The organism is Streptomyces sp. NPDC051452 (genome assembly GCF_044454765.1).
Taxonomy (GTDB): Bacteria; Actinomycetota; Actinomycetes; order Streptomycetales; family Streptomycetaceae; genus Streptomyces.
In genome coordinates, this window is record NZ_JBITEB010000021.1 from 53,150 (window position 1) to 77,758 (window position 24,609).

24 protein-coding genes and 1 pseudogene are annotated in these 24,609 nt (G+C 71.9%); 2 read left to right on the forward strand and 23 right to left on the reverse strand.

All coding sequences use genetic code 11. From position 1 onward, the window contains the following. Positions 1-173 precede the first annotated feature (173 nt). Entirely contained in the window at positions 174-1,010 is an 837-nt protein-coding gene (gene tsf / locus ACIBA9_RS34130) for a translation elongation factor Ts (RefSeq protein ID WP_393902722.1), read from the reverse strand. A 152-nt stretch (positions 1,011-1,162) separates the two neighbouring features. Beyond that, positions 1,163-2,083, reverse strand: a complete 921-nt coding sequence (gene rpsB / locus ACIBA9_RS34135) for a 30S ribosomal protein S2 (protein WP_399369178.1) — start codon at positions 2,081-2,083, stop codon at positions 1,163-1,165. Positions 2,084-2,338: 255 nt separating this feature from the next. Here rpsB and ACIBA9_RS34140 point away from each other — a divergent pair. Further along, positions 2,339-2,935: pseudogene (locus ACIBA9_RS34140) on the forward strand (murein hydrolase activator EnvC family protein); the annotation flags it as partial. A 715-nt stretch (positions 2,936-3,650) separates the two neighbouring features. On the opposite strand, the gene ACIBA9_RS34145 reads toward ACIBA9_RS34140, so the two are convergent. From ACIBA9_RS34145 to ACIBA9_RS34225, 17 genes are all read right to left on the reverse strand, one after another. After that, entirely contained in the window at positions 3,651-4,208 is a 558-nt protein-coding gene (locus tag ACIBA9_RS34145) for a TetR/AcrR family transcriptional regulator (protein ID WP_399369267.1), read from the reverse strand. A 74-nt stretch (positions 4,209-4,282) separates the two neighbouring features. After that, positions 4,283-5,125 (reverse strand): RNA polymerase sigma factor WhiG, encoded by an 843-nt coding sequence (whiG, locus tag ACIBA9_RS34150; RefSeq protein ID WP_399369180.1) that lies wholly within the window; start codon positions 5,123-5,125, stop codon positions 4,283-4,285. 322 nt (positions 5,126-5,447) lie between these two features. Then, positions 5,448-6,608 (reverse strand): DNA-processing protein DprA, encoded by a 1,161-nt coding sequence (dprA, locus tag ACIBA9_RS34155; RefSeq protein WP_399369182.1) that lies wholly within the window; start codon positions 6,606-6,608, stop codon positions 5,448-5,450. Next, the gene (locus ACIBA9_RS34160; RefSeq protein WP_399369184.1) at positions 6,605-8,230 is read right to left on the reverse strand and encodes a YifB family Mg chelatase-like AAA ATPase; all 1,626 of its coding nucleotides are present in this window, start codon (positions 8,228-8,230) and stop codon (positions 6,605-6,607) included. The genes dprA and ACIBA9_RS34160 overlap by 4 nt, the downstream gene beginning before the upstream one ends. Beyond that, complete coding sequence (locus ACIBA9_RS34165) at positions 8,231-8,626, reverse strand: YraN family protein (RefSeq protein ID WP_399369186.1); 396 nt, start codon at positions 8,624-8,626, stop codon at positions 8,231-8,233. Between the two features lie 79 nt (positions 8,627-8,705). Next, positions 8,706-9,014, reverse strand: coding sequence for a DUF2469 domain-containing protein (locus ACIBA9_RS34170; RefSeq protein ID WP_006139554.1), 309 nt, complete (start codon positions 9,012-9,014; stop codon positions 8,706-8,708). A 56-nt stretch (positions 9,015-9,070) separates the two neighbouring features. Next, positions 9,071-9,595 (reverse strand): NUDIX hydrolase, encoded by a 525-nt coding sequence (locus ACIBA9_RS34175; RefSeq protein ID WP_399369188.1) that lies wholly within the window; start codon positions 9,593-9,595, stop codon positions 9,071-9,073. Beyond that, entirely contained in the window at positions 9,585-10,367 is a 783-nt protein-coding gene (gene lepB / locus ACIBA9_RS34180; RefSeq protein WP_362161041.1) for a signal peptidase I, read from the reverse strand. Before lepB (ACIBA9_RS34180) ends, ACIBA9_RS34175 begins: the two co-directional genes overlap by 11 nt. Positions 10,368-10,484: 117 nt before the next feature. Beyond that, positions 10,485-11,489: a signal peptidase I gene (gene lepB / locus ACIBA9_RS34185; RefSeq protein ID WP_399369191.1), complete on the reverse strand. Its 1,005-nt coding sequence runs from the start codon at positions 11,487-11,489 to the stop codon at positions 10,485-10,487. Next, positions 11,377-12,471, reverse strand: coding sequence for a signal peptidase I (gene lepB, locus ACIBA9_RS34190; protein ID WP_393899920.1), 1,095 nt, complete (start codon positions 12,469-12,471; stop codon positions 11,377-11,379). Before lepB (ACIBA9_RS34190) ends, lepB (ACIBA9_RS34185) begins: the two co-directional genes overlap by 113 nt. Beyond that, positions 12,464-13,162 (reverse strand): signal peptidase I, encoded by a 699-nt coding sequence (gene lepB / locus ACIBA9_RS34195; RefSeq protein WP_399369193.1) that lies wholly within the window; start codon positions 13,160-13,162, stop codon positions 12,464-12,466. Before lepB (ACIBA9_RS34195) ends, lepB (ACIBA9_RS34190) begins: the two co-directional genes overlap by 8 nt. Before the next feature lie 45 nt (positions 13,163-13,207). Continuing rightward, a complete protein-coding gene (gene rplS, locus ACIBA9_RS34200; RefSeq protein ID WP_362161030.1) occupies positions 13,208-13,558 on the reverse strand; it encodes a 50S ribosomal protein L19 in 351 nt (116 codons plus the stop codon). A 134-nt stretch (positions 13,559-13,692) separates the two neighbouring features. After that, a complete protein-coding gene (trmD, locus tag ACIBA9_RS34205; protein WP_399369196.1) occupies positions 13,693-14,526 on the reverse strand; it encodes a tRNA (guanosine(37)-N1)-methyltransferase TrmD in 834 nt (277 codons plus the stop codon). Between the two features lies 1 nt (position 14,527). Beyond that, entirely contained in the window at positions 14,528-15,127 is a 600-nt protein-coding gene (gene rimM, locus ACIBA9_RS34210) for a ribosome maturation factor RimM (protein WP_399369198.1), read from the reverse strand. Between the two features lie 82 nt (positions 15,128-15,209). Further along, the gene (locus ACIBA9_RS34215; protein ID WP_005479813.1) at positions 15,210-15,449 is read right to left on the reverse strand and encodes an RNA-binding protein; all 240 of its coding nucleotides are present in this window, start codon (positions 15,447-15,449) and stop codon (positions 15,210-15,212) included. A gap of 5 nt (positions 15,450-15,454) precedes the next feature. Further along, positions 15,455-15,874 (reverse strand): 30S ribosomal protein S16, encoded by a 420-nt coding sequence (gene rpsP, locus ACIBA9_RS34220; protein ID WP_399369200.1) that lies wholly within the window; start codon positions 15,872-15,874, stop codon positions 15,455-15,457. A gap of 312 nt (positions 15,875-16,186) precedes the next feature. Beyond that, a complete protein-coding gene (locus ACIBA9_RS34225; protein WP_362161021.1) occupies positions 16,187-16,783 on the reverse strand; it encodes a hypothetical protein in 597 nt (198 codons plus the stop codon). A gap of 522 nt (positions 16,784-17,305) precedes the next feature. Here ACIBA9_RS34225 and ACIBA9_RS34230 point away from each other — a divergent pair. Then, a complete protein-coding gene (locus tag ACIBA9_RS34230) occupies positions 17,306-18,181 on the forward strand; it encodes a class I SAM-dependent methyltransferase (protein WP_399369203.1) in 876 nt (291 codons plus the stop codon). A 315-nt stretch (positions 18,182-18,496) separates the two neighbouring features. Here the strand turns inward: ACIBA9_RS34230 and ffh are convergent, their stop codons facing one another. The 4 genes from ffh to ACIBA9_RS34250 all read right to left on the reverse strand — a co-directional run bounded on the left by ffh (position 18,497) and on the right by ACIBA9_RS34250 (position 24,297). Further along, entirely contained in the window at positions 18,497-20,047 is a 1,551-nt protein-coding gene (gene ffh, locus ACIBA9_RS34235) for a signal recognition particle protein (RefSeq protein WP_399369205.1), read from the reverse strand. An 84-nt stretch (positions 20,048-20,131) separates the two neighbouring features. Further along, positions 20,132-22,582 carry a [protein-PII] uridylyltransferase gene (locus ACIBA9_RS34240; RefSeq protein WP_399369207.1) on the reverse strand — a complete coding sequence of 817 codons (2,451 nt, stop codon included), beginning with the start codon at positions 22,580-22,582 and terminating at the stop codon, positions 20,132-20,134. Positions 22,583-22,621: 39 nt separating this feature from the next. Beyond that, positions 22,622-22,960 (reverse strand): P-II family nitrogen regulator, encoded by a 339-nt coding sequence (locus tag ACIBA9_RS34245; protein ID WP_362161012.1) that lies wholly within the window; start codon positions 22,958-22,960, stop codon positions 22,622-22,624. Beyond that, on the reverse strand, positions 22,957-24,297 hold the full coding sequence (locus ACIBA9_RS34250; RefSeq protein WP_399369209.1) for an ammonium transporter: 1,341 nt from the start codon (positions 24,295-24,297) through the stop codon (positions 22,957-22,959). Before ACIBA9_RS34250 ends, ACIBA9_RS34245 begins: the two co-directional genes overlap by 4 nt. Positions 24,298-24,609: the final 312 nt, after the last annotated feature.

Genomic DNA, 24,609 nt, shown 5'->3' on the forward strand with positions numbered 1-24,609 from the left:
ATACGAAGAAGGCCATTGCCGATGGGGTCGCTTTTCGCTCCCTGCGCGGCAATGGCCTCCTCGTCAGTTCTGCTGCCGTCCGCCCCACGCCCGGGTGTGGCGGTGTGCGCGGACGACCGCTGTCGACCCTACCGAGTTTTCTCGCCGGGTCGCGCGTCGATCGCGGTACGGACTCAGATGCCGACCTTGATGCGCGTGAAGCGCTTCAGGGTGACACCGGCCTCGTCCAGAACCTTCTGGACCGACTTCTTGTTGTCCAGCGCGTACGGCTGGCCGAGGAGCGTGGCGTCCTTGAAGAAGCCGTTGACGCGACCCTCGACGATCTTGGCGATCGCGGCCTCGGGCTTGCCCTCGGCGCGGGTGGTCTCCTCGGCGACGCGGCGCTCGGTCTCGACGACGTCGGCCGGGACGTCCTCACGGGAGAGGTACTTCGGCGCGAAGGCGGCGATGTGCTGGGCGATGCCCTTGGCGACCTCGGCGTTCGGCTTGTCCAGCTCGACCAGGACACCGATCTGCGGGGGCAGGTCGGGCATGGTGCGGTGCATGTAGGCGGTGACGTAGCCGTCGGCGAACTGCGCGAAGCGGTCGAGGACGATCTTCTCGCCGAGGTTGGCGTTGGCCTCGTCCACGAAGGCCTGCACGGTCTTGCCGGGCTCGATCTCGGAGGCCAGCAGCGCCTCGAGGTCGGCCGGGTTCGTCTTGGCGACGTGCTCGGCGATGGCGTTGGCCACGGCCTGGAACTTCTCGCCCTTGGCGACGAAGTCCGTCTCGCACTTCAGCTCGACCAGGACACCGGAGGAGTTGTCGTCGGCGATGATGGAAACCACGGCGCCGTTCTCGGCGGAGCGGCCCTCGCGCTTGGCGACGCCCTTCTGGCCCTTGATGCGCAGCGCCTCGACGGCCTTGTCGACGCTGCCCTCGGCCTCGTCCAGCGCCTTCTTGCAGTCCATCATGCCGGCGCCGGTGAGCTCACGGAGCTTCTTGACGTCGGCGGCGGTGTAGTTCGCCATGAGTCTGTGAGTCTTTCTCGAAGTCTTCGGAGAAGGGAGATCGGTACGGTTCGCGGTTCACCTGGGTGACGCGGTTCGCGGACCTCGTGCCGACCTACGGGTGAACAGCGGGGGCGGACTTCATGTCGCCGCCCCCGCCGTCAACACTGACGTCAGGCCTGCTCGCCCTCGGCGGCCGGAGCCTCGGCCGCGGGGGCCTCGGCGGCCGGAGCCTCAGCGGCCGGAGCCTCGTCGGCGGGGGCCTCGGCAGCGGCCTCGGCCGGCTTCTCGGCCTCGGCGGCCGGAGCCTCGTCGGCCTTCTTCTCACCCTCGAGCAGGTCGCGCTCCCACTCGGCGAGCGGCTCGCCCGCGGCCTTCTCGCCCTTGTCGCCGGTGGCGACGCCGGAACGGGAGATGAGGCCCTCGGCGACGGCGTCGGCGATCACGCGGGTGAGCAGGGTGACGGAGCGGATCGCGTCGTCGTTGCCCGGGATCTTGTAGTCGACCTCGTCGGGGTCGCAGTTGGTGTCGAGGATCGCGACGACCGGGATGTTCAGCTTCCGGGCCTCACCAACGGCGATGTGCTCCTTCTTGGTGTCCACGATCCAGACGGCGCTGGGCACCTTCTGCATCTCGCGGATACCACCGAGGGTCTTCTCCAGCTTGGCCTTCTCGCGCGAGAGCACGAGAAGCTCCTTCTTGGTCAGACCCGACGCGGCGACGTCCTCGAAGTCGATCTGCTCGAGCTCCTTGAGGCGCTGCAGACGCTTGTAGACGGTCGAGAAGTTGGTGAGCATGCCGCCCAGCCAGCGCTGGTTGACGTAGGGCATGCCGACGCGGGTGGCCTGCTCGGCGATGGCCTCCTGCGCCTGCTTCTTCGTGCCGACGAACATGACCGTGCCGCCGTGGGCGACGGTCTCCTTGACGAACTCGTAGGCGCGGTCGATGTACGACAGCGACTGGAGCAGGTCGATGATGTAGATGCCGTTGCGCTCGGTGAAGATGAAGCGCTTCATCTTCGGGTTCCAGCGACGGGTCTGGTGACCGAAGTGGACGCCGCTCTCCAGCAGCTCCCGCATCGTGACGACGGCCATGGCCGTTCTCCTTGGTTTTCTCGGTTGTGCCGCGCCCGCCGGACGGCGGTCGCGCCTGACGCCCGCGACGCGCCATGCCACTGAGGACCGAGGGGCGCTTGGTACGAACCGTTGACGGGTGTCGTACCGGGGCGTGCGAAGTCGACCCGGTGACCCGGATCGCCAGAAGAAGTGTACGGGACCGGCGGGGCACCGGGTGACGCCACTGTCCCCAACCGGGAAGTTGTCCACAGGGCGCGACCTTGATCGAGGCGGATGCGGGACGGTTCTCGCATGCGATGTGCGATGCGATATGTCTCGGTCTGGGCGGTCGTGGTGCTGGCCCTGGCCGTGGCCGCGCTCATTCCGGCAGCCCGGGCGGCCACCCCGGTTCCGGTGGCGCCGAGCGCTCCACCGGCGCCGGTCCCGGCCATCGGGCGGGCCTGGCCGGTGGGCGTCCGCCCGCCGGTCCTCCGCGGCTGGGAGCCACCGGCGACGGTCTACGGTCCCGGCCACCGGGGCGTGGACCTCGCGGCGCCCGCCGGATCCACGGTACGGGCGGTCGCGGCCGGCCGGGTGTCCTTCGCGGGCCGGGTGGCGGGGCGGGGTGTGGTGTCCGTGGAGCTGACCGGAACGGATCTGCGGATCACGTACGAGCCGGTGGAACCGTCGGTGCGCGAGGGGGACGCGGTGAGGGCGGCCGAGGAGGTGGGCCGCGTACAGCCGACGGGCTCGCACTGCGGGCCGACGCCGTGCGTGCACTGGGGCCTGCGCAGAGGCGAGACCTACCTGAACCCGCTCGCCCTCCTGCCCGCTTGGCTCCTGACGAGGGGCCCGTCGAGACTCCTACCGGTACTGGGCGTACCCCTGCCTCGGACAGCAGGGTTCCGTTGGTCCGGTGGGAGGTCAGGAGGCGAGCCCATGCGGGGGGCGGCGCCCCCGGGGAAGGCGGCCCCACCGGCCCGGCGCCCCTACGGTCGGATCCGCGGACACCGGCCGGATGGAGAGGCAGCCGCAGTCCGAGCAGACCGGACGCGCGCGCGACCTACCCGGCAGGGCGGGTGACCTACCCGGCAGGGCGGACGGACCCGTGTCCGCCCGGGCGGACACCGGCTGGCGCGCATCGGACGGGTTCCGCCTGGGCGGGGAGACGCTTGGAGGCGCGGCATCACTCGGGTGGGGACACCGCTTGAGCTGCGGGGCACCGCTCGGGGCGGAGCACGGCTTGGGGCGGGGCGGCACGCCGGGCGGGGCGCCGCTCGGGGCGGGGCGGCACACGAGGCGGAGACCGCTCGGGGCGGAGCACCGCACGGGGCGGCCGGCGCTCCCGTGGGCGGGGGGCGGGCGCTTCTGGGGCACGGAGGCCGAGCCGACGTCGCTCCAGGCCACCCTGCGGGCAGCGAGCGAGGCTGGGGTCAGCCCCCGACGCCTCGTAGGGCCCCGCACGGGGCGGAGACCGCTCGGGGCGGAGCACCACACGGGGCGAGGCGGCGCTCCCCATGAGCGGGGGCGGGCGCTCTGGGGGCACCGGGGGCGAGCCGGCGTCGCTCCTCCAGGCCCACCCCGCGGGCAGCGAGCGAGGCTGGGGTCAGCGCCCGACGCCTCGTAGGGCCATGGTCACGGCCGCATCCGTGATCGCCGCGGGATCCTCCGCGGCGCCCAGCTCGATCCGTCGCACGGCGGCGTCCACGACGCCCTGCAGCAGCATCGCCGCCAGCCGGGGCTCCTTCTGCCCCAGCTCCGCCAGCGCCTCGACGATCATGGCGATCAGCCCACCGTGGGCCGCCCGGATCTTCTCCCGGGCCCCCGCGTCCAGCTCGCTCGCGGAGATCGCCACGACCGCCCGGTGCCGGCGGTCGCCGACCAGCGCCAGCTGCTGTCGTACATACGCCTCGACCTTGCCCTCGGCCGAGTCCGCGCGCTCCATCGCCGAGGCGACCTCCGCGGCCCACAGCGGGAAGTCGACCTCGCACAGCTCCTCGACCACGGCCGCACGCGAGCGGAAGTACTCGTACACCGACGACCGCGCCAGTCCCGTCCGCTCGGCCAGCGCGGGGAAGGTCAGCGCCTCCGTCCCGCCCTCGGACAACAGGGAACGAGCCGCGTCCAGCAAGGCGGCTCGCTGCATCGACCGGTGCTCGGCCACGGAGGCCGCTCGAATCCTTGGCACGTCGACCACTTTACGGACCCCTCACCCCACAGGGGAGGACGTAGGCCGACTCAGCGCCCGAAGCTCGCCAGCTTGGCCCTCAGCTGGAGCACCGACTTGGTGTGGATCTGGCTGACCCGGCTCTCGGTGACACCGAGCACGTTGCCGATCTCGGCGAGGGTGAGCCCCTCGTAGTAGTACAGCGTGACCACGGTCTTCTCCCGGTCGGGCAGCGTGTTGATGGCCCGCGCGAGAAACCGCCGCAGCTCCCGGTCCTCGGCCACCTCCACCGGGTTGTCGGCGGCGGTGTCCTCCAGCGTGTCCATCAGGCTGAGCCGGTCCCCGCCCTCGCCGCCGACGTGCAGCAGTTCCTCCAGGGCGACCACGTTGGCCAGCGACAACTGACTGAACACGGCGTGCAGTTCGTCGACCTCCATGCCCAGCTCGGCGGCGACCTCAACCTCGGACGGGGTACGCCGCAGCCGGGCCTCCAGGGTGGCGTAGGCGCGCTCGACGTTGCGCGCCTTCTGCCGGACCGAGCGGGGGATCCAGTCCAGCGCCCGCAGCTCGTCGATCATCGCGCCGCGGATCCGGGTGATCGCGTACGTCTCGAACTTGATCTCCCGGCCGATGTCGAACTTCTCGATCGCGTCGATCAGCCCGAAGACACCCGAGGAGACGAAGTCCGCCTGCTCCACGTTGGGCGGCAGGCCGACGCTCACCCGGCCCGCCACGTACTTCACGAGCGGCGAGTAGTGCAGGATCAGCTGCTCCCGCAGCCGCTCGTCCCCCGTCGCCTTGTACGACCGCCACAGTTCGTCGAGCGTCGAGGGAGCGGGCGGCCGCACGCTGCCACCGTCGCGGGCGGCTGGGGGGATCGCCGCCCGGTCGGACCCGGAGGTGTGCTGGGGCATTCGTCGCCTTGTGCCGTTCTGCCGTGAAGTGCTGTGAAGTGCCGTGAAGCGGGGAAGGGTGGGGGTCGTGGGATGAAGTGGGCTGCCTGGGTGAGCTGTCGGTCTGATGTCGAGTTGGCGCGTTCTGCGTCGACGTCTTCGTGAGCGTAGCGTGACTGAGGTGTCGCGGTGTGCGAACAAAGGGCGCTCCACCCGTGCGCGGGGCCCCCGGCCGGCCCCGCCGCGACCTTTCGGGGCTCGCTCTGCGTGACCGGCCGCAGGGGCCAACTCCGGGAAACCTCAAGGGCGTCGAGGGTTCCCCCGGACGGCCGAACACGCTCGGTCAACACGGCCGTCGACCGTCTCGGACCGAGATCATCGCCTGGCGTGTCAACTTCCAGCCATCGCCGTGTCGTTCGACGTAACCAAGTGCTCGGAGTTCGTACAGTCTCGCGATCGCCTCGTCGCGTGTGGTCCGGGCGCCGAGCGCGATCTCCTCGACGGGGGCGGCCCGGTCACCGGGCAGCGCGGCGAGGACGGTCCGGACGGCCGGTGCCAGCAGATCGCGCGGGAGGACGGGCCCTTGCCGGGGCGGGGCCAGCTCACCGATGTCTCCGACGAGTTCGACGACTTCCGCGGCGTCGGTGACCAGGGTGGCCTCCGCCCGCAGCAGTTCGTGGACGCCGGCGGACAGGGGGCTGGTGGCCGGGCCGGGCACGCCCATGGTGAACCGGCCGAGACGCTGCGCGGCCCGGGCGGTGGCCAGCGAGCCGCTGCGGCAGGCGGCCTCCACGACGACGGTGCCCCGGGTGAGGGCGGCGATGACCCGGTTGCGGAGGATGAAGCGGCTCGGGGTGGGGTGATCGCCCGGCGGCAACTCGCCCACGACCAGTCCCTGTTCCGCGATCCTGCCGATCAGCGCGGTGTGTCCACGGGGGTAGGTCCGGTCGACGCCGCAGGCGAGGACGGCGACGGTGGCTCCGCGGGCGGCGAGGGCGCCGCGGTGCGCGGCGCCGTCGATGCCGTACGCGCCTCCGGAGACGACGACCCAGCCGTGCTCGGCGAGGCCCGAGGCGAGGGTGGCCGCCATATGGGTGCCGTACTCGGTGCAGGCCCGGGCCCCCACCAGGGCGACGGATCTCAGCGCCCACACGCGCAGGCTGGGCCGTCCGCGCACCCACAGGCCGAGGGGGCGGGCGTCCGCGAGGTCGTCGAGCTGACCGGGCCATTCGGCGTCCCCGGGGCACACGAACCGCGCCCCGGCGGCCTCGGCCGTGGCGAGGTCCCGCGCCGGCTGTGCGTGCCCGGCCCGTGCGACGAGTCCCGCCCACCGCGTCACGCTCACCCCGGGCAACGGCTCCCGGCCCTCGCGCAGCCGCCGCGTCACCTCCGCGACCCCTGCCTCTCGCACCCACCTCCCTCCGACCTCGTCCCCCGGTTCCAGGACCCGGGCGAGGAAGACCCGCCCGAGCCGCTCGCCGTCGGGGTCCTCCCCCGCGGTCATGTCAGGGCTCCGATCGCCATCGGTACTCCTCGGGGGACGCCGGTGCGCAGTTGCAGGGCCAGGGCGACGTCGGTCGCGTCGGGGCGGTCGTGCCCCACGAGGTCGGCGACCGTCCAGGCGACGCGCAGCACCCGGTCGATCCCCCGGGCCGTGAGCACGCCTCGCTCGAGACCGCGCTCGGCCTCGTCCATGGCGCCGGGCACGGCGTGGTAGCGGCCGCGCAGTTCCCGGCCGGGTACCTCGCTGTTGGTGCGCCAGGGAGTGCCGGCCAGACGGGCGGCCGACCGCAGCCGGGCCGTGGCCACCCGGTCGGCCACCGTCGCGGTGGTCTCGCCCCGGGCGCCGGGCTCGACGAGCTGGGCCCGGCTGACCGGATCGACCTCGACACGCAGGTCCACCCGGTCCAGCAGTGGACCCGACACACGGGACTGGTACCGGCGGACCGCCGAGGGCGGGCACTCGCACAGGGAGTCGCGCAGCGAGAAACGCCCGCACGGACAGGGGTTGGCCGCCAGCAGCATCAGAAAGCGCGCCGGGAACCGGACCACGCCGGCGCTGCGCGCGATCACGACGTGGCCCGACTCCAGCGGTTGCCGCAGGGCGTCGAGCGTCTGGCTGCGGAACTCCGGTGCCTCGTCCAGGAACAGCACCCCGCGGTGGGCGAGGGACACGGCTCCCGGCCGGGCGATGCCTGCGCCGCCACCGACGAGGGCCTGCATCGTCGCGGAATGGTGCGGGGCGCAGTAGGGGGCGACGTCGATGAGCGGCTTGCCCGGTGGCAGCAGCCCGGCCACCGAGTGCACCGCCGTGACCTCCAGCGACTCCTCTCTGGTGAGCCGGGGCAGGACGGCGGGCAGGCGCTCGGCGAGCATGGTCTTGCCCGCGCCGGGCGGTCCCTCGAGGAAGAGGTGGTGTCCACCGGCGGCGGCCACCTCCACGGCCGTACGGGCCGAGGTCTGGCCCACGACGTCGGCCAGGTCGTGGTCACACTCGTGTTGCGCGGTGCCGAGGCTGTGCATGCCGGTGGCGGCGCCCGTGCCCGGTACGCGCAGACCGGCCAGCAGGGGGTCCGGACGCCCCTGTTCCTCCGGCTCCTCGTGCGGGACCGGCTCGTCGGTCAGGACGGCGATGAGCTGCCGCAGGCTCCGGACGCCGAGGACCGACACGCCGGGGACCAGCGAGGCCTCGGCGGCGGCGCACTCCGGCACGACGACCTGCTCGTATCCCGCGTCGGCCGCCGCCAGGACCGCGGGCAGGATGCCCCGCACCGGCCGCACCCGGCCGTCCAGGCCCAGTTCCCCGATCATGACGATGTCGGCGAGGACGCGGGGGTCGATCCGCTCGGCGGCCCCGAGCACGGCGCAGGCCACGGCCAGGTCGAAGCCGGAGCCGGCCTTGGGCACCGAGGCCGGGCTGAGTCCGACGGTGAGTTTCTTCTGCGGCCACTCGCCGCCCGAGTTCACCACCGCCGCCCGGACCCGGTCGCGGCTTTCGGTCAGACTCTTGTCCGGGAGGCCGACCAGGGTGAAGGCCGCCACGCCTGGTTCGAGATCGGCCTGGACCTCGACGACCACGCCCTCGACGCCGACCAGGGCCACGGAGCATGTGCGGGCGAACGCCATTCAGGCCACCCCCCGGGCGTGTTCGACGGCCGGGGCGCCGCGGCGGGGCAGCAGGACGCCGATCAGGTCGATGCGGACGCCTCCCGGCGGGGCTCCCCCGTGGGCTTGGGTCCAGCGTTCGGCGAGGCCGCGCAGCCGTGCCGCCTTCTCCGGGGTGATCCCGGCCATCGGATGCTGGAAGGACGCGTCCCTGCGGGTCTTCACCTCGCAGACGACGAGCGCGTCCCCGTCACGGGCCACGATGTCGATCTCACCGGACCGTCCGCAGCGCCAGTTGCGCTCCAGGACCGTCATGCCGGCCTGGACCAGCCGCCGCGCGGCCAGGTCCTCGCCGTACTTGCCGAGTGCACTGCGTGCCTTGTTCATGTCGGCACCACCTCCGGCGCCAACCGTCACGCATCCCGTCCACAGTTGTTGATCATGGTGGACGGCCCGGCGATTGTGGATAACCCCGTCACTCGTGCGGGGAGGGCGATCAGCTGCCCGGGAGCTCCAGGTCGCTCTTGTTCAGTTCCTCGATGTTCACGTCCTTGAAAGTGAGGACGCGGACCTGCTTGACGAAGCGAGCCGGCCGGTACATGTCCCAGACCCAGGCATCGGCCATGGTCACCTCGAAGAACACCTCGCCCTGGACCGAATGCACCTGCATTTCGTAGTCGTTGGTGAGGTAGAAGCGCCGTTCGGTCTCGATCACGTATTTGAACAGACCGACGACGTCTCGGTACTCCCGGTAGAGCTTCAGCTCCATCTCGGTCTCGTACTTCTCGAGGTCCTCGGCGCTCATGGCATGTTCCCCTTCAGCCGTGCGATCCCACCATTGTGCGCCAGTCCCGGGCCTCCTCAGACGATTTCCGTGTCGAGGGTCACCGGCCTGGCCGGGGGACCTTCGTCGAGCAGCCGTTGCAGCAGCTCGGCGAGTCTGGTCGGATACACCGTCTCATGTGCCCGGGTCAGTTCCCGGCACGTCCACCAGCGCGCTCCGGCGACGCTGCGCCGCTCCAGCTCGGTCAGGCCCGTCGCGGCGGTGGCGGTCTGACTCGTACGGGCCAGGTAGTACCACTCGTCCTGGTCCCAGCGTCGGCCGGCGAAGGGGAAGGAGCACCGGCGCCGCCACAGTACGGGGCCGAGGTCGACCTCGGTGATGCCGGTCTCCTCGACGAGTTCCCGCAGCGCGGCCTCTTCCCGCGTCTCGGTGCCCTCCAGGCCGCCGCCGGGGGTGAACCACCAGTCGTCGGCCGGGTCGTCCGGCTCGTGTCCGTGCAGAAGCAGGATGCGGTCCTCGGGGTCGAGGAGGACCACCCGGGCCACCTTGCGCGGGGCGCCCTCGTACCCCTCTTCGCCCGGCAGGGTGGGCTCAGCGGGCACCGGCCGGCCCCGGCTCGGTGCGGGCCCGTGAGCCGCCGAGGCGCTTGGCGATCGGACCGTACGCGCCGCCGCCGAGGATCAAGACGGCACCGGCGACGATCAGCAGTTCGATGGTGCGCAGCGGGCCGGGCCGGGAGAGGGCGCCGAGGGCCTCGAAGCCGGTGGGGCGCTTGAGCATGCCGTTCCAGGGCCAGACGACGGCGTCCACGCGCGCGGAGACGGCGTCGCGGGAGACCGTGCCCTGTGCCGCGTCCGTGAGGTGGGCGGTGGAGTCCAGGGAGCCCTGGCGCTCGTCGCCGAGGAGGAACAGCCGGCCCTTGGGGACCGTCACGGTCGGGAAGCCCTTGATCTCGGCCAGGCTGCCGGCGGGCAGGTACGGCTCGTCGATCCGCTTGCCGTTGACGGTCAGCTTGCCGTCGGTGCAGCAGGAGACGGTGTCGCCGCCGACCGCCACGACGCGCTTGACCACCTTGGCGTTGCTCACCCAGGACTTGTCCTCGAAGACGACGACGTCACCGCGCCGCACCTCGTCACCGTCGACGCGCTGGGCGACCACGCGGTCGCCGGCGTCGATGGTGGGGGTCATGGAGCTGGTCGGCACCGTGTACGGCCGGTAGCTCACGGCCGCCCACCCGAACCCGCCGAGGAACAGCACCAGGCCCAGCGCCACGGCGATCCCGGACAACCGTTGCCCGATCCGGCCGCCACCGGCCCGTGCCGTGCCGGTGCCACCGCCGTGCGGGGCCGTACGCGTCATGCTCTCGCCACCCATGGACCCGCACCCTACCCGGCGGTACCGAACGGGGGCAGCCCCCTCCCGCAGGTCACCCGCACGTCCCGGACGGCCGGGGCCGTCCGCGAAGCGTGCGGGGGTGCGGGGCGTGGCGGGTCAGCGGGTGCCGGTGGCCGTCGTCCGGTCGGCCGTGGACCGCGTCCGGTCGGTACGCCGGCGCCGCCACACCACGACCGGCAGCAGCGCGGCCACGGTCACGCCCCCGGGCGCCGGGACGAGGGAGGCGGCGGAGGACTGTCGGCCGAGGCCGGGCTGGTCGAAGGTGTCCGGAACCGGCAGGGTGCCCCAGCGGTTGATCGGCCAGGCCTTGACGATCGCGCGGCCGACGACGTCCTTCACCGGCACCATGCCGTGGTGCTTGTCGGACTGGTTGTAGCGGGAGTCGCGGGAGTTCTGGCGGTGGTCGCCCATCACCCAGATGTAGCCCTTGGGCACCTTCACCTTGAACTGGCCGCCCAGGTCGTCGTCGGTGCAGGGGGTGTTGCCGGGGTAGACGTACGGCTCGTTGAGCGCCTTGCCGTTCACCGTCAGGGGACCGGTCTTGTTGCACTCGACCGTGTCGCCGCCGACTCCGATCACCCGCTTGATCAGGTCCTTCTCCTCGGCGGACGGCATCAGGCCGATCCAGCTGAGGACCTTCTGCACGGCGTTGGGGTTGGGCGCGGGTTCGCCCGCCAGCCAGTTGTCCGGGTCGTGGAAGACGACGACCTCGCCACGGCCGGGCTCGGAGCCGAACCACGGGGTGAGCTTGTCGACCAGGACGCGGTCCCCCTGCTGGAGGGTGTTCTGCATCGAGTCCGACGGGATGGAGAACGCCTGCACCAGGAAGGTCTTGATCAGCAACGCCAGGACCAGCGCGATGACGACGAGGATCGGCAGTTCCTTCCAGAAGGAGCGCTGCTTCCTCGGCGGGCTCGCGGCCTCGCCCCCGTCCTGGGTGGGGGCCCGCTGCTCGTCCCGCGGTGTGCCCTCGCCGCCGGACGCCGCGTCATTCCCGGGGGTCATGGCGCCGTCCGGTACGGGGACGTGCGCTTCCCCGGGGTGCCCGCGGTGTTCCTCGCCGTCGTGTCCCGAACGTGCGCCAACCGCCACATCCCCCACGCCAACTCCTTACTCCGTGCCGCCGCCTGCCCCGGATGCGGTGCAGGCCCACCACTCCCATAACGAGCGGGAGTTCCGCAGGGGTCGGGAGTCGGGTCAGTCCGTGCTGATCCTCGGACACAACCCTATGCGACGGCCGGGGGCCCGCGGCCGCCCCCGACACGGAGTCGGAGACGCTTGCGAAGGTTTTAGGTTCCCGCAGGCGCGTCCAGTGGCCGACCGGCCAGCCGATGACCATGGCCCGGCCGACGACGGAGTCCTCGGAGACCGTGCCGCCGTAGGACGTGTTCTGGTGGAAGCGGGAGTCCGCCGAGTTGCCGCGGTGGTCGCCCATCACCCACAGCCGGCCCTTGGGCACGGTGATGTCGAAGGGGGTCGCGGAGGGCGCGTCGCCGGGGTAGATGTAGGCGCCCTCGGTGAGCGGTACGCCGTTGACGGTGATGCGGCCCTGCGCGTCGCAGCACTTGACGTGGTCGCCGCCGACCCCGATGACCCGCTTGATCAGGTCTTTCTCGTTGTCGGAGGGCAGCAGGCCGATGAAGGTGAGGCCTTCCTTGAACTGCTTGACGACGATGGGGTCGTGCTTCTTGGCGGTCTGCTCGTCGGCCAGCCAGCCGCCCGGGTCGTGGAAGACGACGACGTCCCCGCGCTGCGGCTTGGCGCCGAACCACGGGGTGAACTTGTCGACCAGCACCCGGTCGCCGATCCGGATCGTCTGCTCCATGGAGCCGGACGGGATCACGAACGCCTGGAGCAGGAAGGTCTTCAGGACCAGCGCTATCAGGACGGCGACGCCCACCAGGAGGGGGATCTCCCGGACGGCCGAGCGTCGGCGCTTGCGCTTGACCTTGCGCTGCAGTTTGCGGCGCTCCGCGCGCGTGCGGCCGCTGCCGGGCACCGCGGCGGTGCGGCGGGTCCCGGTGGGCAGCAGGTGGTCGGCGGGGGTGTCGGGCGCCCCGCGTGGTTTGCCGCGGTTACCCATGGCTGCCCTCCGCGGGGGCGGGCACGCGCGCGTAGGCGGACGGCCGCGTCAGACGGGTCCAGTGGTCGTAGGGCCAGACGATCCAGTCCGCCCGGCCGATGACGTCACCGACGGGGATCATGCCGCCGCCGGGCGAGCCGAGGTGGTCGCGGGAGTCGCTGGAGTCGTCGCGGTGGTCGCCGAGGACGAAGAGGCGGCCCGCGGGCACGGCGACGTCGAAGGGCACGCTGGAGGCGCTGTCCCCGGAGTGGAGGAACGACGTCTCGTCGACCGGCCGGCCGTTCACCTCGATCCTCCCCTTCGTGTCACAGCAGACCACGTGGTCTCCCCCTACTCCGGCGACACGTTTGACGTAGTCCGCGTCCCCGAAATACCCGGTGCCGTCGAACACAATCACGTCGCCGCGGCGCGGCTGGCCACCGAAACGGTATGCCAACTTATTTACGAGAACGCGGTCCCCGATCCTCAATCCCGGCTCCATGGATCCGCTGGGGATCTGGAAGGGCTGCGCCACGAAGGTGTTGACGAGCAGCAGGGACGCCAGGCAGGCGAAGAGGGTGAAGGTGATCCGGCCGCCCGGCAGCCAGGCCGCGAGCCGCTCCACCAACGCGAAACGCGACCGGCCCTCCGCACCCGGGGAGTCCGGATGGGAGGAGCGGTCGCGTTCCGTCGGCTGTGCTTCGGTGTCCATCGGTGCCAGATGTTATCCGGCCCCGCCGTGACGCCGGGCAAGCACTCAGTTGTCGCGCTTCTCCTTGATCTTCGCGGCCTTGCCGCGCAGGTCACGGAGGTAGTACAGCTTGGCGCGGCGCACGTCGCCACGGGTGACCAGCTCGATCTTCTCGACGATCGGGGTGTGCACCGGGAAGGTGCGCTCCACGCCGACGGAGAACGAGACCTTGCGGACCGTGAAGGTCTCGCGGACACCGGAGCCCTGGCGGCGGATCACAACGCCCTTGAACTGCTGCACACGGGAGCGGTTGCCCTCGATGACGCGGACGTGGACGTTGACGGTGTCACCCGGGCGGAAGGCCGGGATGTCGCTGCGCAGCGACGCGACGTCGACGGTGTCGAGCAGGTGAGACATTTCGTCTGCTTTCTTCGCTGATGCCACAGGTCATCAACGGGAGATAGGTGTACATGAGGGTGCCGCGCGGATCGGGGTGGGCGTCGTGTCCCCCTGTGGCAGGGGCGCACACCGGACGGACGCACAGCAGCGGCCTATTCTTCCACGCCCTCGGCCCGGCGCCAAAATCGGCCGTACGGCTTCCCCTCGGGGTCCGGTTCCCAGCCCAGGATGGAGAGCATCTCGCGGTCCTTCTTGTCGAAGGCCGCGGGGGCGCTGTGCGCGATCAGTTCGGGCCGGTGCGCCGTCGTGCGCCGCAGGGCCTCGTCGCGGCGCCAGCGGGCGATCTTCCCGTGGTGGCCGCTGAGCAGCACCTCGGGGATGTCCCGGCCGCGCCAGACGGGCGGCTTGGTGTAGACGGGGCCTTCCAGGAGGTCGGCCATGGCGCCGGGGGCGAAGGAGTCGTCCCGGTGGGACTCGGCGTTGCCGAGGACGCCGGGCAGCAGCCGGGCCACGGCCTCGGTGATGACGAGGACGGCCGCCTCGCCGCCCGCGAGGACGTAGTCGCCGATGGACACCTCGCGGACGGGCATCCGGGAGGCGTACTCGTCCGTCACGCGGCGGTCGATGCCCTCGTAACGGGCCGGGGTGAAGATCAGCCAGGGGCTCTCGGCGAGCTCGACGGCCACTTCCTGGGTGAACGGACGGCCACTGGGGGTGGGGACGATCAGCGTGGGGGCGAAGGCGCCACTCTCGTAGCCGTCCGCGAGGACCGTGTCCAGGGCGTCGCCCCAGGGGTCGGTCTTCATGACCATGCCGGGGCCGCCGCCGTACGGCGTGTCGTCGACCGTGTTGTGCCGGTCGTACGTCCATGAGCGCAGGTCGTGGACGTGCACGTTCAGCCGGCCGCGCGCGCGTGCCTTGCCGACGAGGGAGACGTTCAGCGGCTCCAGGTACTCCGGGAAGATCGTGACGACGTCGAGACGCATGTCAGTCCTCGCCCTCCGCGGCGTCCCGGGCGGAGTCGTCCTCGGCGGAGTCGTCCTCGGCGGCGGCGTCCCGGGCGGAGGCGATCTCCGCGCGGTCGTCGATCAGACCGGGGGGCGGGGTGATGACCGCCTTCTGCTCGACCAGGTCGATCTCGGCGACGATCTCCTCCACGAAGGGGATCAGCACCTCGCTGCCGTCGGGGCGCTCGACGATGAACAGGTCCTGGGAGGGCAGGTGCGAGATCTCGGTGATCCGGCCGACCTCCGTGCCGTCCGCGGTGACCACGTCGAGGTCCATGAGCTGATGGTCGTAGTACTCGTCCTCGCCCTCGGGGAGTTCCTCGGGGTCGATCTCGGCGATCAGCAGGGTGTTGCGCAGGGCCTCGGCGCCGTTGCGGTCGGTGACGCCCTCGAAGCGCAGCAGCAGACGGCCGCTGTGGACGCGGCCGGTGGCGATGGTGAGGGGCCCGGTGGAAGCCGGGTCGGTGGCCAGGACGGCGCCCGGGGCGAGCCGCAGCTCGGGCTCGTCGGTACGTACCTCGACGGTGACCTCGCCCTTGATGCCGTGGGCGCGGCCGATCCGTGCGACTACCAGCTGCACGTGTACAGATCTCCTGTCGTACGACTGCGGGCCGGGGACGGCCCAGTGGCCCTCCCCGGCCCGAGCCGGTTGCGATGAAGCGTCAGCGGACGTGGTCCACGTCGACGAGGTCGACACGGACACCGCGGCCGCCGATGGCGCCCACGACGGTACGCAGAGCGCGTGCGGTGCGGCCGTTACGGCCGATCACCTTGCCGAGGTCGTCCGGGTGGACCCGGACCTCGAGCACGCGACCGCGGCGCAGGTCGCGCGAGGCGACCTGCACATCGTCAGGGTTGTCGACGATGCCCTTCACGAGGTGCTCAAGCGCCTCTTCGAGCATGGTGCTCAGGCCTCGGTCGACTCGGACTCAGCCGGGGCCTCGTCCTTCTTCTCAGCCTTCTTCTTCTGGGTGATGGCCTCACCCTTGCCGTCGTCGTCACCGCCGAGAGCCTCGAACGACGGACGCGCGGCCTTCGGCTCGGCGACGAGCAGCGGCGCCGGGGCGGGCTCGCCCTTGTACTTCTGCCAGTCGCCGGTCTTCTTCAGGATGGCGAGCACGGGCTCGGTCGGCTGCGCGCCGACACCCAGCCAGTACGCGACGCGGTCGGCGTCCACCTCGATGACCGACGGGTTGTAGGTCGGGTGGTACTTGCCGATCTCCTCGATGGCCCGGCCGTCACGGCGGGTACGGGAGTCGGCGACGACGATGCGGTAGTGAGGCGAACGGATCTTGCCCAGACGCTTCAGCTTGATCTTGACTGCCACGGGAGTGGATTCTCCTGGATTGACGTGGTTGGGCACGGCAGATTGCCGCGTGGGGTTGCGGTACCCGAGTGCCCGATGGACGCGTCAGCCGGAGGAGAGAGGGGTCCTATGCGACTGTCGAGTACAGCTGACCATTGTGCCACACCCCGTGGGCCGCTCCGGGCCGCGGGTGGGTGAGCCCGCCGGGGTGCGCCGGCCGGGCGCGGGGCAGCGGCATCCGGCGTGGAGGTGAGGTACGTCGGATGCGCCGCCCTTGGAGTTCGCCGTCCGCGTCCGGCACCCACGAGATGCCGGCACTGTCGCGGTCCGCGCCTACGCCGCCCCCATGACCTCCGGGATGCGGAACGGCTTGCCGCAGCCGCCGCACACGATCGGGGCCTGGGCCAGCACCGAGGGGACCACCCGGACGTTGCGCCCGCAGTCGCAGACCGCCTTGACCCGGACGCCGCCGCCGGAGGAGCCGTGCCGGGCCGCCGGTCCGCGGAAGGTGCGGGTGGTGTCGGAGGAGGTGGCCGCCGTGTGGGCCTTCAGCGCGCGCTGCAGGCGCTCCATGGTCGGGCGGTAGCGCCGCTTCGCCTCGGGGTTGAGCGTGACCAGCGAGAAACCGCTGCTCGGGTGCGGCTCCTCGGGGTGGTCGAGGCCCAGCTCCTCGGCGATCGCGAGGAAACGACGGTTGTGGTAGCGGCCGGCGCGGGAGGTGTCGCGGACCCCGCGGGCGGCGGCGATGCCGTGGACTGCCTCATGGAGCAGTCGCTCGAAGGAGAGTTCGTGCCCGCACGCGGACGACGACTCTCCGATCAGGGATTCTGGCGCGGCGAGGTCGGGCAGCTCGGGGTGGTACCGCTGAATGTCGGCCCACGCCTGTGCCAGCTCCGCGGCGAGAACAGGTGGTGTCTGTGTCGTGCTCACGTAATGACAACGAGCGGGGGTGCCACTGTGTTCCTATTCCGGGCCATCCCAAATAATTTGCACGTACCCGTCAGTTGGCACTGATGCGTCCTGACGAGGGCGGGTGCGCTGATCTGCGGAGAAGCCTCACAGCTCCTACCAAGCTGGTGCGTAGGCCGCACTACGACCGGCGGGTAGTACGCGAGTGCGACCGTGCCCGGCGGCTGCGCAAGGGGCGTTTCGGCCGCTCTGGGCGAGGCCCCCGTCTTGGTCAGCGTCCGTGACGGCCGTGACGTTACCGCGAGTGGCGGCGACCCCCGGCACCGGCCCGTTCCGCCGGAGCGGTCACCGTAGAGCCGTCCAGATTGCCGGGACGTGAAATCTCGCCACTCTCGCGTCCGGACACCAAGCCGGGGCCCACGACCCCTGGACGGCACCGCGAGCCGGGAGTTACCTGGCATACGTGGGAAGTGCGCGCGCACGGCACGGGGGCCACGCAACCGGGCACAGCGGCGAACTGTCGGCGGATTGGGGCGCTTACCTATGACACCTACGCTCGTGCGGCAGCACCGGTCTCACGCGGAGTGCGTACCCCGGGTGGATCTGTGCGCACGCGCGCGTGACTGGTCCGAGATCCAGGAGCGGATGCTGGTCCCGCTCTACGAGGCGGTCTACGAACGGCTGGAAGTGGGCCCCGCGACCCGGCTGCTGGGGCTGCGCTGCGGCTCCGGCCTCGCCCTGCTGATGGCGGCGTCCCGGGGGGCCACGGTGACCGGGGTCGACTCCTGCCGTGAACGGCTCGCCCTCGCGCGCGAACGGCTGCTGCCGGACGCCCCGCGCGGCGGCTGCCGCGGTCGCGGCACGCGCGCGCGTGCGACCGCGAGGCTCCTCGACGGCGCGCCGGGGGACGCGGCCGACGCGGAGACGGCCGGGTACACCCTGGTGACCGTCTTCGAGCCGGTCGGCTGCCTGGCGGGCGACTCGGAGGGGCTCGCCGAGCAGCTGGCGGCCGCGCTGCCGCCGGCCCGGCGGGGAGCCGCCGTGGTGCTGGCCGGCTGGGGCCCGCCGGAGCGCTGCGCGACCTCCTCGGTGCTGCGGGCGGCCAGGAAACCGGCCGATCCGCTGCCCGGGGGGCGCGGTTGGCGGCCGGCCCGGCGGGACGATCTGGAGGAGGTCGCCCAGCGGGCGGGGCTGAAGCCGGACGGCTCGGGCCGGGTGGCCTGCCCGTTCGGGTACGCCGACGTGGACAGCGCCGTACGCGGGCTGCTCTCGACCGGCCTGTTCGACACGGCGATGGCGGCGACCGACGCCAGGCAGGTCGACAAGGAGCTGACGGAGGCCCTGCATCCGCACCGGCGCCAGGACGGGACCGTGTGGATGCCGAACGTCTTCCGCTACCTCATAGCCCGCGTGCCCTGACCCCACCGGCCCGTCCGCCCGGCGAACCCGCCGCGCCCCGCGTGCCGAGGCCGTGGCGACGCGCGTTGCCCGGACCGCCCGGTCTCGCGTACGGCGCGTGCCAAGGGCGGCTGAGTCCCGGGTGGGCCGGGGCGGGTGGCATCGGTGGGTCGGGTGTCACCGGAACCCGCCGGGCGGGTGGGACCGGATCCCGTAGGGCGGGTGGGACCAGGGGGAACACGCGCGAAGGGCGCCCCCGCGCGGAGGGCGCCCCAGAGTCGCCACGACGGGCCGGCTCAGCGCTCGACCGGCCCGAGCCAGGCCTTCACTTCCCGATCAGCCCATGAACTTCTTGAACTCGTCCGGCAGCTCGAAGTCCTGGCCGCCCTGCTCGGGCAGGCCGAACGCGCCGCCGCCCTGGGCCGCGGCCTCGCGGCGCTGGGCCTCCTCCAGCTCCTGCTGCCTGCGCTTCATCGGGTTGCCCGAGCGCTGCTTGCCCTTGGCCTTCTTCGGCTGCTTCTTGGTCCGGCCGGGGCCGCCGCCCATGCCCGGGATCCCCGGCATGCCCGGCATACCGCCGCCCTGGGCCATCCGGGACATCATCTTGCGGGCGTCGAAGAACCGCTCGACGAGGTTCTTCACCGCGCTGACCTCGACACCGGAACCCTTGGCGATACGGGCGCGGCGGGAGCCGTTGATGATCGTCGGGTCCTGGCGCTCGCCCGGGGTCATCGACTTGATGATCGCCGCGGTGCGGTCCACGTCCCGCTCGTCCAGGTTCTGGATCTGGTCCTTGATCTGTCCCATGCCCGGGAGCATGCCGAGCAGCTTGGAGATGGAGCCCATCTTGCGGACCTGCTCCATCTGGGACAGGAAGTCGTCCAGGGTGAATTCCTGGCCCTTCTTGGACGCCAGCTTCGAGGCCATCTTCTGGGCCTCTTCCTGGCTGAAGGTCTTCTCCGCCTGCTCGATCAGGGTGAGCAGGTCACCCATGTCGAGGATGCGGGAGGCCATCCGGTCAGGGTGGAACGCGTCGAAGTCGTCCAGCTTCTCGCCGTTGGACGCGAACATGATCGGCTTGCCGGTGATCTGCCGGATCGACAGGGCGGCACCACCGCGGGCGTCACCGTCGAGCTTGGAGAGCACCACGCCGTCGAAGCCGACGCCGTCGCGGAAGGCCTCGGCGGTGTTGACCGCGTCCTGGCCGATCATCGCGTCGACGACGAAGAGGATCTCGTCCGGGGAGACGGCGTCGCGGATGTCCGCCGCCTGCTGCATCATCTCGGCGTCGATACCGAGGCGGCCGGCGGTGTCCACGATCACGATGTCGTGGACCTTGGACTTCGCGAACTCGATGGAGTCCTTGGCCACCTTCACCGGGTCGCCGACGCCGTTGCCGGGCTCGGGCGCGTAGACGGCGACGCCCGCGCGCTCGGCGACGACGCTCAGCTGGTTGACGGCGTTGGGACGCTGGAGGTCACAGGCCACCAGCAGCGGCGAGTGGCCCTGCTCCTTCAGCCACCGGCCGAGCTTGCCCGCCAAGGTGGTCTTACCGGCACCCTGCAGACCCGCGAGCATGAGCACGGTGGGGGGCTGCTTGGCGAACCGGAGCCGGCGGGTCTCACCGCCGAGGATGGTGACCAGTTCCTCGTTGACGATCTTGAGGACCTGCTGGGCCGGGTTGAGGGCCCGGGAGACGTCGGCGCCGAGCGCGCGCTCCTTGAGGTTCTTGATGAACGTGCGGACGACGGGGAGGGCCACGTCCGCCTCGAGGAGCGCGATACGGATCTCGCGTGCGGTGGCGTCGATGTCCGCCTCGGAGAGCCGTCCCTTGCCGCGCAGGTTCTTGAAAGTCGCTGACAGGCGATCGGAGAGAGTGTCGAACACGGCGCTCGCGGTCCTCGGGGTCGGTGACGGTCTTCAGGGAATCGCCCTCCAGGGTATCCCGGCGCCGAAGTCACCGGGACAGGGTCACCCGCGCAGTGTCTCCTCCAGCGCCCGGGCCGTCGACGCCGCGTCCTGCTCGGGCAGCGGCGCGCCGGTGCCGGTCGTGACGTAGAAGGCGTCGACGGCGTTCGATCCCAGTGTGCTGACGTGCATGCTGCGCACCCGTACGGCCGCCTTCTCCAGGGCGGTGCCGATGCGGTGCAGCAGACCCGGGGCGTCCTGGGCGCGGACCTCGATCACCGTGGCGTGGTGCGAGGCCGCCGGGGCCACGGTCACCCGCGCGGGCGGGGCGGTCCAGCCGCGGCGGCGGGGGTAGGCCGCGTCCCGTTCGGCGAGGCGGCCGGCGATGTCGAGGGAGCCATCCAGGGCGCGGACGAGGTCGGCGCGCAGCCGGGTCGCCTGGGGCAGGGAGCCGTACTCCGCGGCGACGCGCCAGTTGAGCAGCAGCACCGAGCCGTCGTCGACGTCGCCGGGCAGCCGCAGGGCGCGCAGCTCCGCCGTGCGGACGGTGAGGCGGTGCACGGCGAGGACGCCGGCGACCGCGGGCAGCACGCCGGGCTGGTCGGGTACGGCGATGAGCAGTTCGACGCCGAGGGGCTGCGGTCCGCCGGGGGGCTCCTCGTCGGTGACCGGCTCGGTCCGGGCGCGCAGGGCGAGGACCGGGCCACCGGTGCGGAAGGCCTCGACGGCGAGGCGTTCCTGCTCGGCCGTGGCCGCGGCGGGCTCGGGCTCGTCGGGGGTTTCCCCGGCGAGGACGGCGGCGACGCGTCGTACCAGGTCGGCGACGAGCGAGCCGCGCCAGGAGGACCAGGCCGCGGGGCCGGTGGCGAGGGCGTCGGCCTCGGTGAGGGCGTGCAGCAGCTCCAGGGTGCTCTGGGTGCCTACGGCCTTGGCGACCGAGCGGACGGTGGCCGGGTCGTCCAGGTCGCGCCGGGTGGCCGTCTCGATGAGCAGCAGGTGGTGGCGGACGAGCGCCGAGATCACACCCACCTCCGCCTGGTCGAAGCCGATCCGCGCGGCCACGTCCTTGGCGATGATCTCGCCGGCCACCGAGTGGTCTCCGGGCCAGCCCTTGCCGATGTCGTGCAACAGGGCGGCGACGAGCAGCAGGTCGGGGCGGCTGACGTGGCGGGCCAGGGCGGAGGCGCGGACCGCGGTCTCGATCAGGTGCCGGTCGACCGTCCAGACGTGGACCGCGTTGCGCTGCGGGCGGCAGCGGACGCGTTCCCAGTCGGGCAGGATCCGGCTGACCAGGCCTTCGGCCTCCAGGGCCTCCCATACCTCCACCGTGGGGCGGCCGGAGCCGAGGAGGGTCACCAGCTGTTCGCGCGCCTCGGCGGGCCAGGGCGTGGGCAGGGGGCGCGCGGTGGCGGCCATGTGCCGTACGGCGTGCAGGGAGAGCGGCAGGCCGGCCTGCGCGGCGGCGGCCGCGGCACGCAGCGGGAGCACGGGGTCGCGTTCGGGGCGTGCGGCGCGGGCGAGCACCACTTCTCCGTCCTGCTCGACCACGCCCTCGGCCAGCGGGGAGCGCTCGGCGACCGGTTTGCCGCCGCCCAGCATGGCGCGCAGCCGGGGGCGGACGGCCCGCGAGCGCAGCACCCGCCCCACCTCGCGCCAGGTGACGTCGCTGGCGTAGGAGATGACCCGCGCCGCCTCGTACACCTGCCGCAGCAGGGTGTCGGCGTCCAGCAGGCCCAGTTCGGCCGCCACCTGGTCCTGTTCCTGCAGGGCGAGCCGGTCGGTGGCGCGGCCGGTGGCCAGGTGCAGGGCGTCGCGGACGTCGAGGAGGCGCCGGCGGGCGTCCGTGAGGCCCTCGCGCGGGGCGTCGGCGACCCAGGAGGCGGCGACGGCGCGCAGGGCGGTGGCGTCGCGCAGGCCGCCGCGGGCCTCCTTGAGGTCGGGTTCCAGCAGATAGCGCAGTTCGCCCTGGCGTTCCGCGCGGTCGGCGCACAGTTCCCGCAGTTCCGGCAGGCGCTTGGGCGCCTGGTTGCGCCAGTCGGCGAGGACGGCGGTGCGCAGCCCAGTGGTGAAGCCGAGGTCGCCGGCGAGGTGACGGGCGTCCAGGAGGCCGAGCTGGACCTTCAGATCCTCCCCGGCCGTCTTGCGGGCCTCCGCGGGGGTGCGCACCGAGTGGTCCAGGGCCAGCCCGAGGTCCCAGACGGGGTACCAGAGGCGATCGGCCAGCGCGGCGACGGCGCCCGGGTCGGAGCCGTCGTGCAGCAGCAGGAGGTCGAGGTCGCTGCGCGGGGACAGCTCGCCGCGGCCGTAACCGCCGACGGCGACCAGGGAGACGCCCCGCAGCCCCCGCGCCGCCGCCGTGAACAGTCCGGCCAGCCAGTCGTCGGTCAGCTCGGCGAGCGCGGTACGGCGCGACGGCCCGGACCGCGCCCCCTCGGTGAGGAGGCGCAGCCGGGCCGCCGCGTAGCCGCTGGGTCCGGGGTCATCCGTTTCGTTGCGTACGTCCGTACGTGTCACCCAGCGACTCCTGTTCGTTCTCGTACCGGCGGGGGCGGCTCAGAGAGCGTCCGGGCCGCGCTCACCGGTGCGGACCCGTACGGCCGTCTCGACCGGCAGGGACCAGACCTTGCCGTCACCGATCTTGCCCGTTCGGGCCGCCTTCACGATGACCTCGACCAGCTGCTCGGCGTCGTCGTCCTCGGCCAGCACCTCGATACGGATCTTGGGGACCAGGTCGACGGTGTACTCGGCACCGCGGTAGACCTCGGTGTGGCCCCGCTGGCGACCGTAGCCACTGGCCTCGGTGACCGTCAGTCCCTGGACACCGAAGGCCTGCAGGGCCTCCTTGATCTCGTCGAGCCGGTGGGGCTTGACGACGGCGGTGATGAGCTTCATGCGTCCACCTTCCTGGTCTGCGTGGCGGCCGGCGACGAGGGGGCGGAGGAACCGATGACACCACCGCCGGTGCCGCTGAAGTCGTACGCGGTCTCGGCGTGCTCGGCCTGGTCGATGCCGGAGATCTCCTCGTCCTGGGAGACGCGCATCCCGATGGTCTTGTCGAGCAGGAAGGCCAGGACGGCGGAGACGACCAGGGAGTAGGCGAGCACCGCGAAGACGCCGGCGCACTGCTTCCACAGCTGGCCGAACGTGTGGTCGCCGTAGAAGACGCCCGTGGCGGCGGACTGGCCCTTGCCGGTGGCGAAGAAGCCGATGAGCAGGGAGCCGATGATGCCGCCGACCATGTGGACGCCGACGACGTCGAGCGAGTCGTCGTAGCCGAACCGGAACTTCAGGCCCACGGCCGCCGCGCAGGCGACACCGGCGATGGCGCCGACGGCGATCGCGCCGAGCGGGGAGACCGCGCCGCCGGACGGGGTGATGGCGACCAGACCGGCGACCGCGCCGGAGGCGGCGCCGAGCGTGGTGAACGCGCCGTGCCGGATCTTCTCGTAGGCGAGCCAGGCCAGCATGGCGGCGGCCGTCGCGACCTGGGTGTTGACGAACATCAGCGCGCCGACGCCGTCGTCGTTGCCGAGCCAGGAGCCGGCGTTGAAGCCGAACCAGCCGAACCAGAGCAGCCCGGCGCCGAGCATGACCAGCGGGAGGCTGTGCGGGCGCATCGGGTCCCTCTTGAAGCCGACGCGCTTGCCGATGACGAGGATGACGCCGAGGGCGGCCGCACCGGCGTTGATGTGGACCGCCGTGCCGCCGGCGAAGTCGATCACACCGAGCTTGTAGGCCCAGCCGTCGGCGCCCCAGACCCAGTGCGCGACCGGGATGTAGACGATCGTGACCCACAGCGCGATGAACAGCGCCCAGGCCGAGAACTTCACGCGGTCCGCGAGGGCGCCGCTTATCAGGGCCGGCGTGATGATGGCGAACATCATCTGGAACACCATGAAGACGAAGATCGGGATGGTGTAGCCGTCCCACAGCTGCGTCAGCCCGATGTTGCTCAGGCCCAGCCAGTCGGGGTTCCAGCCGATGAAGGCGTTGTTCGTGCCGAAGGCGAGCGAGAAGCCGTAGAGCACCCAGAGAAGGGTGACGATGCCCATGCTGATGAAGCTCATCATCAGCATGTTGAGGGTGCTCTTGACCCGGACCATGCCTCCGTAGAAGAAGGCCAGGCCCGGGGTCATGAGCAGCACCAGGGCGGAGCAGATGAGCATGAAGCCTGTGTTCGCGGAGGACAGCTTGGGTGCCTCTGCGGCAAGCGTGATGGCTGGTGCCATCGGCGTCTCCTCGTCGGTTGGTACGGCCCCGTGCGGGCGGTGCCTGAGCGGTCCGGTCGGTGGAGGGGGTGGCCGGTTATGCGCCCTGAGACTGACGCAGCGCGGTTTCGGTCGAGGCCCCTCGGTGTTTCACCGGGGTGACGAAGGCGGCCTGCGTGTTACGCGTCGATGAAGTGCCGGATACCGGTGGGCGGGATCGTTATCGTGGCGCAACGTCGCGCCGAGGGATCCCGCGGGAGAACGGACCGGCCGCGGCGGGCCTCTCGATGACCTGGCGTGGGGGAGCCGAGTCGGGCAGTTCGGGAGGACCGG

Bases quoted from the DNA above. Each gene is read 5' to 3' on its own strand.
- tsf (WP_393902722.1), bottom strand. From the start codon at position 1,010: ATGGCGAACTACACCGCCGCCGACGTCAAGAAGCTCCGTGAGCTCACC.
- rpsB (WP_399369178.1), bottom strand. From the start codon at position 2,083: ATGGCCGTCGTCACGATGCGGGAGCTGCTGGAGAGCGGCGTCCACTTC.
- whiG (WP_399369180.1), bottom strand. From the start codon at position 5,125: ATGCCCCAGCACACCTCCGGGTCCGACCGGGCGGCGATCCCCCCAGCC.
- dprA (WP_399369182.1), bottom strand. From the start codon at position 6,608: ATGACCGCGGGGGAGGACCCCGACGGCGAGCGGCTCGGGCGGGTCTTC.
- ACIBA9_RS34160 (WP_399369184.1), bottom strand. From the start codon at position 8,230: ATGGCGTTCGCCCGCACATGCTCCGTGGCCCTGGTCGGCGTCGAGGGC.
- ACIBA9_RS34170 (WP_006139554.1), bottom strand. From the start codon at position 9,014: ATGAGCGCCGAGGACCTCGAGAAGTACGAGACCGAGATGGAGCTGAAG.
- lepB (WP_362161041.1), bottom strand. From the start codon at position 10,367: ATGGGTGGCGAGAGCATGACGCGTACGGCCCCGCACGGCGGTGGCACC.
- lepB (WP_393899920.1), bottom strand. From the start codon at position 12,471: ATGGGTAACCGCGGCAAACCACGCGGGGCGCCCGACACCCCCGCCGAC.
- lepB (WP_399369193.1), bottom strand. From the start codon at position 13,162: ATGGACACCGAAGCACAGCCGACGGAACGCGACCGCTCCTCCCATCCG.
- rplS (WP_362161030.1), bottom strand. From the start codon at position 13,558: ATGTCTCACCTGCTCGACACCGTCGACGTCGCGTCGCTGCGCAGCGAC.
- trmD (WP_399369196.1), bottom strand. From the start codon at position 14,526: ATGCGTCTCGACGTCGTCACGATCTTCCCGGAGTACCTGGAGCCGCTG.
- ACIBA9_RS34215 (WP_005479813.1), bottom strand. From the start codon at position 15,449: ATGCTCGAAGAGGCGCTTGAGCACCTCGTGAAGGGCATCGTCGACAAC.
- ACIBA9_RS34230 (WP_399369203.1), top strand. From the start codon at position 17,306: ATGACACCTACGCTCGTGCGGCAGCACCGGTCTCACGCGGAGTGCGTA.
- ACIBA9_RS34245 (WP_362161012.1), bottom strand. From the start codon at position 22,960: ATGAAGCTCATCACCGCCGTCGTCAAGCCCCACCGGCTCGACGAGATC.
- ACIBA9_RS34250 (WP_399369209.1), bottom strand. From the start codon at position 24,297: ATGGCACCAGCCATCACGCTTGCCGCAGAGGCACCCAAGCTGTCCTCC.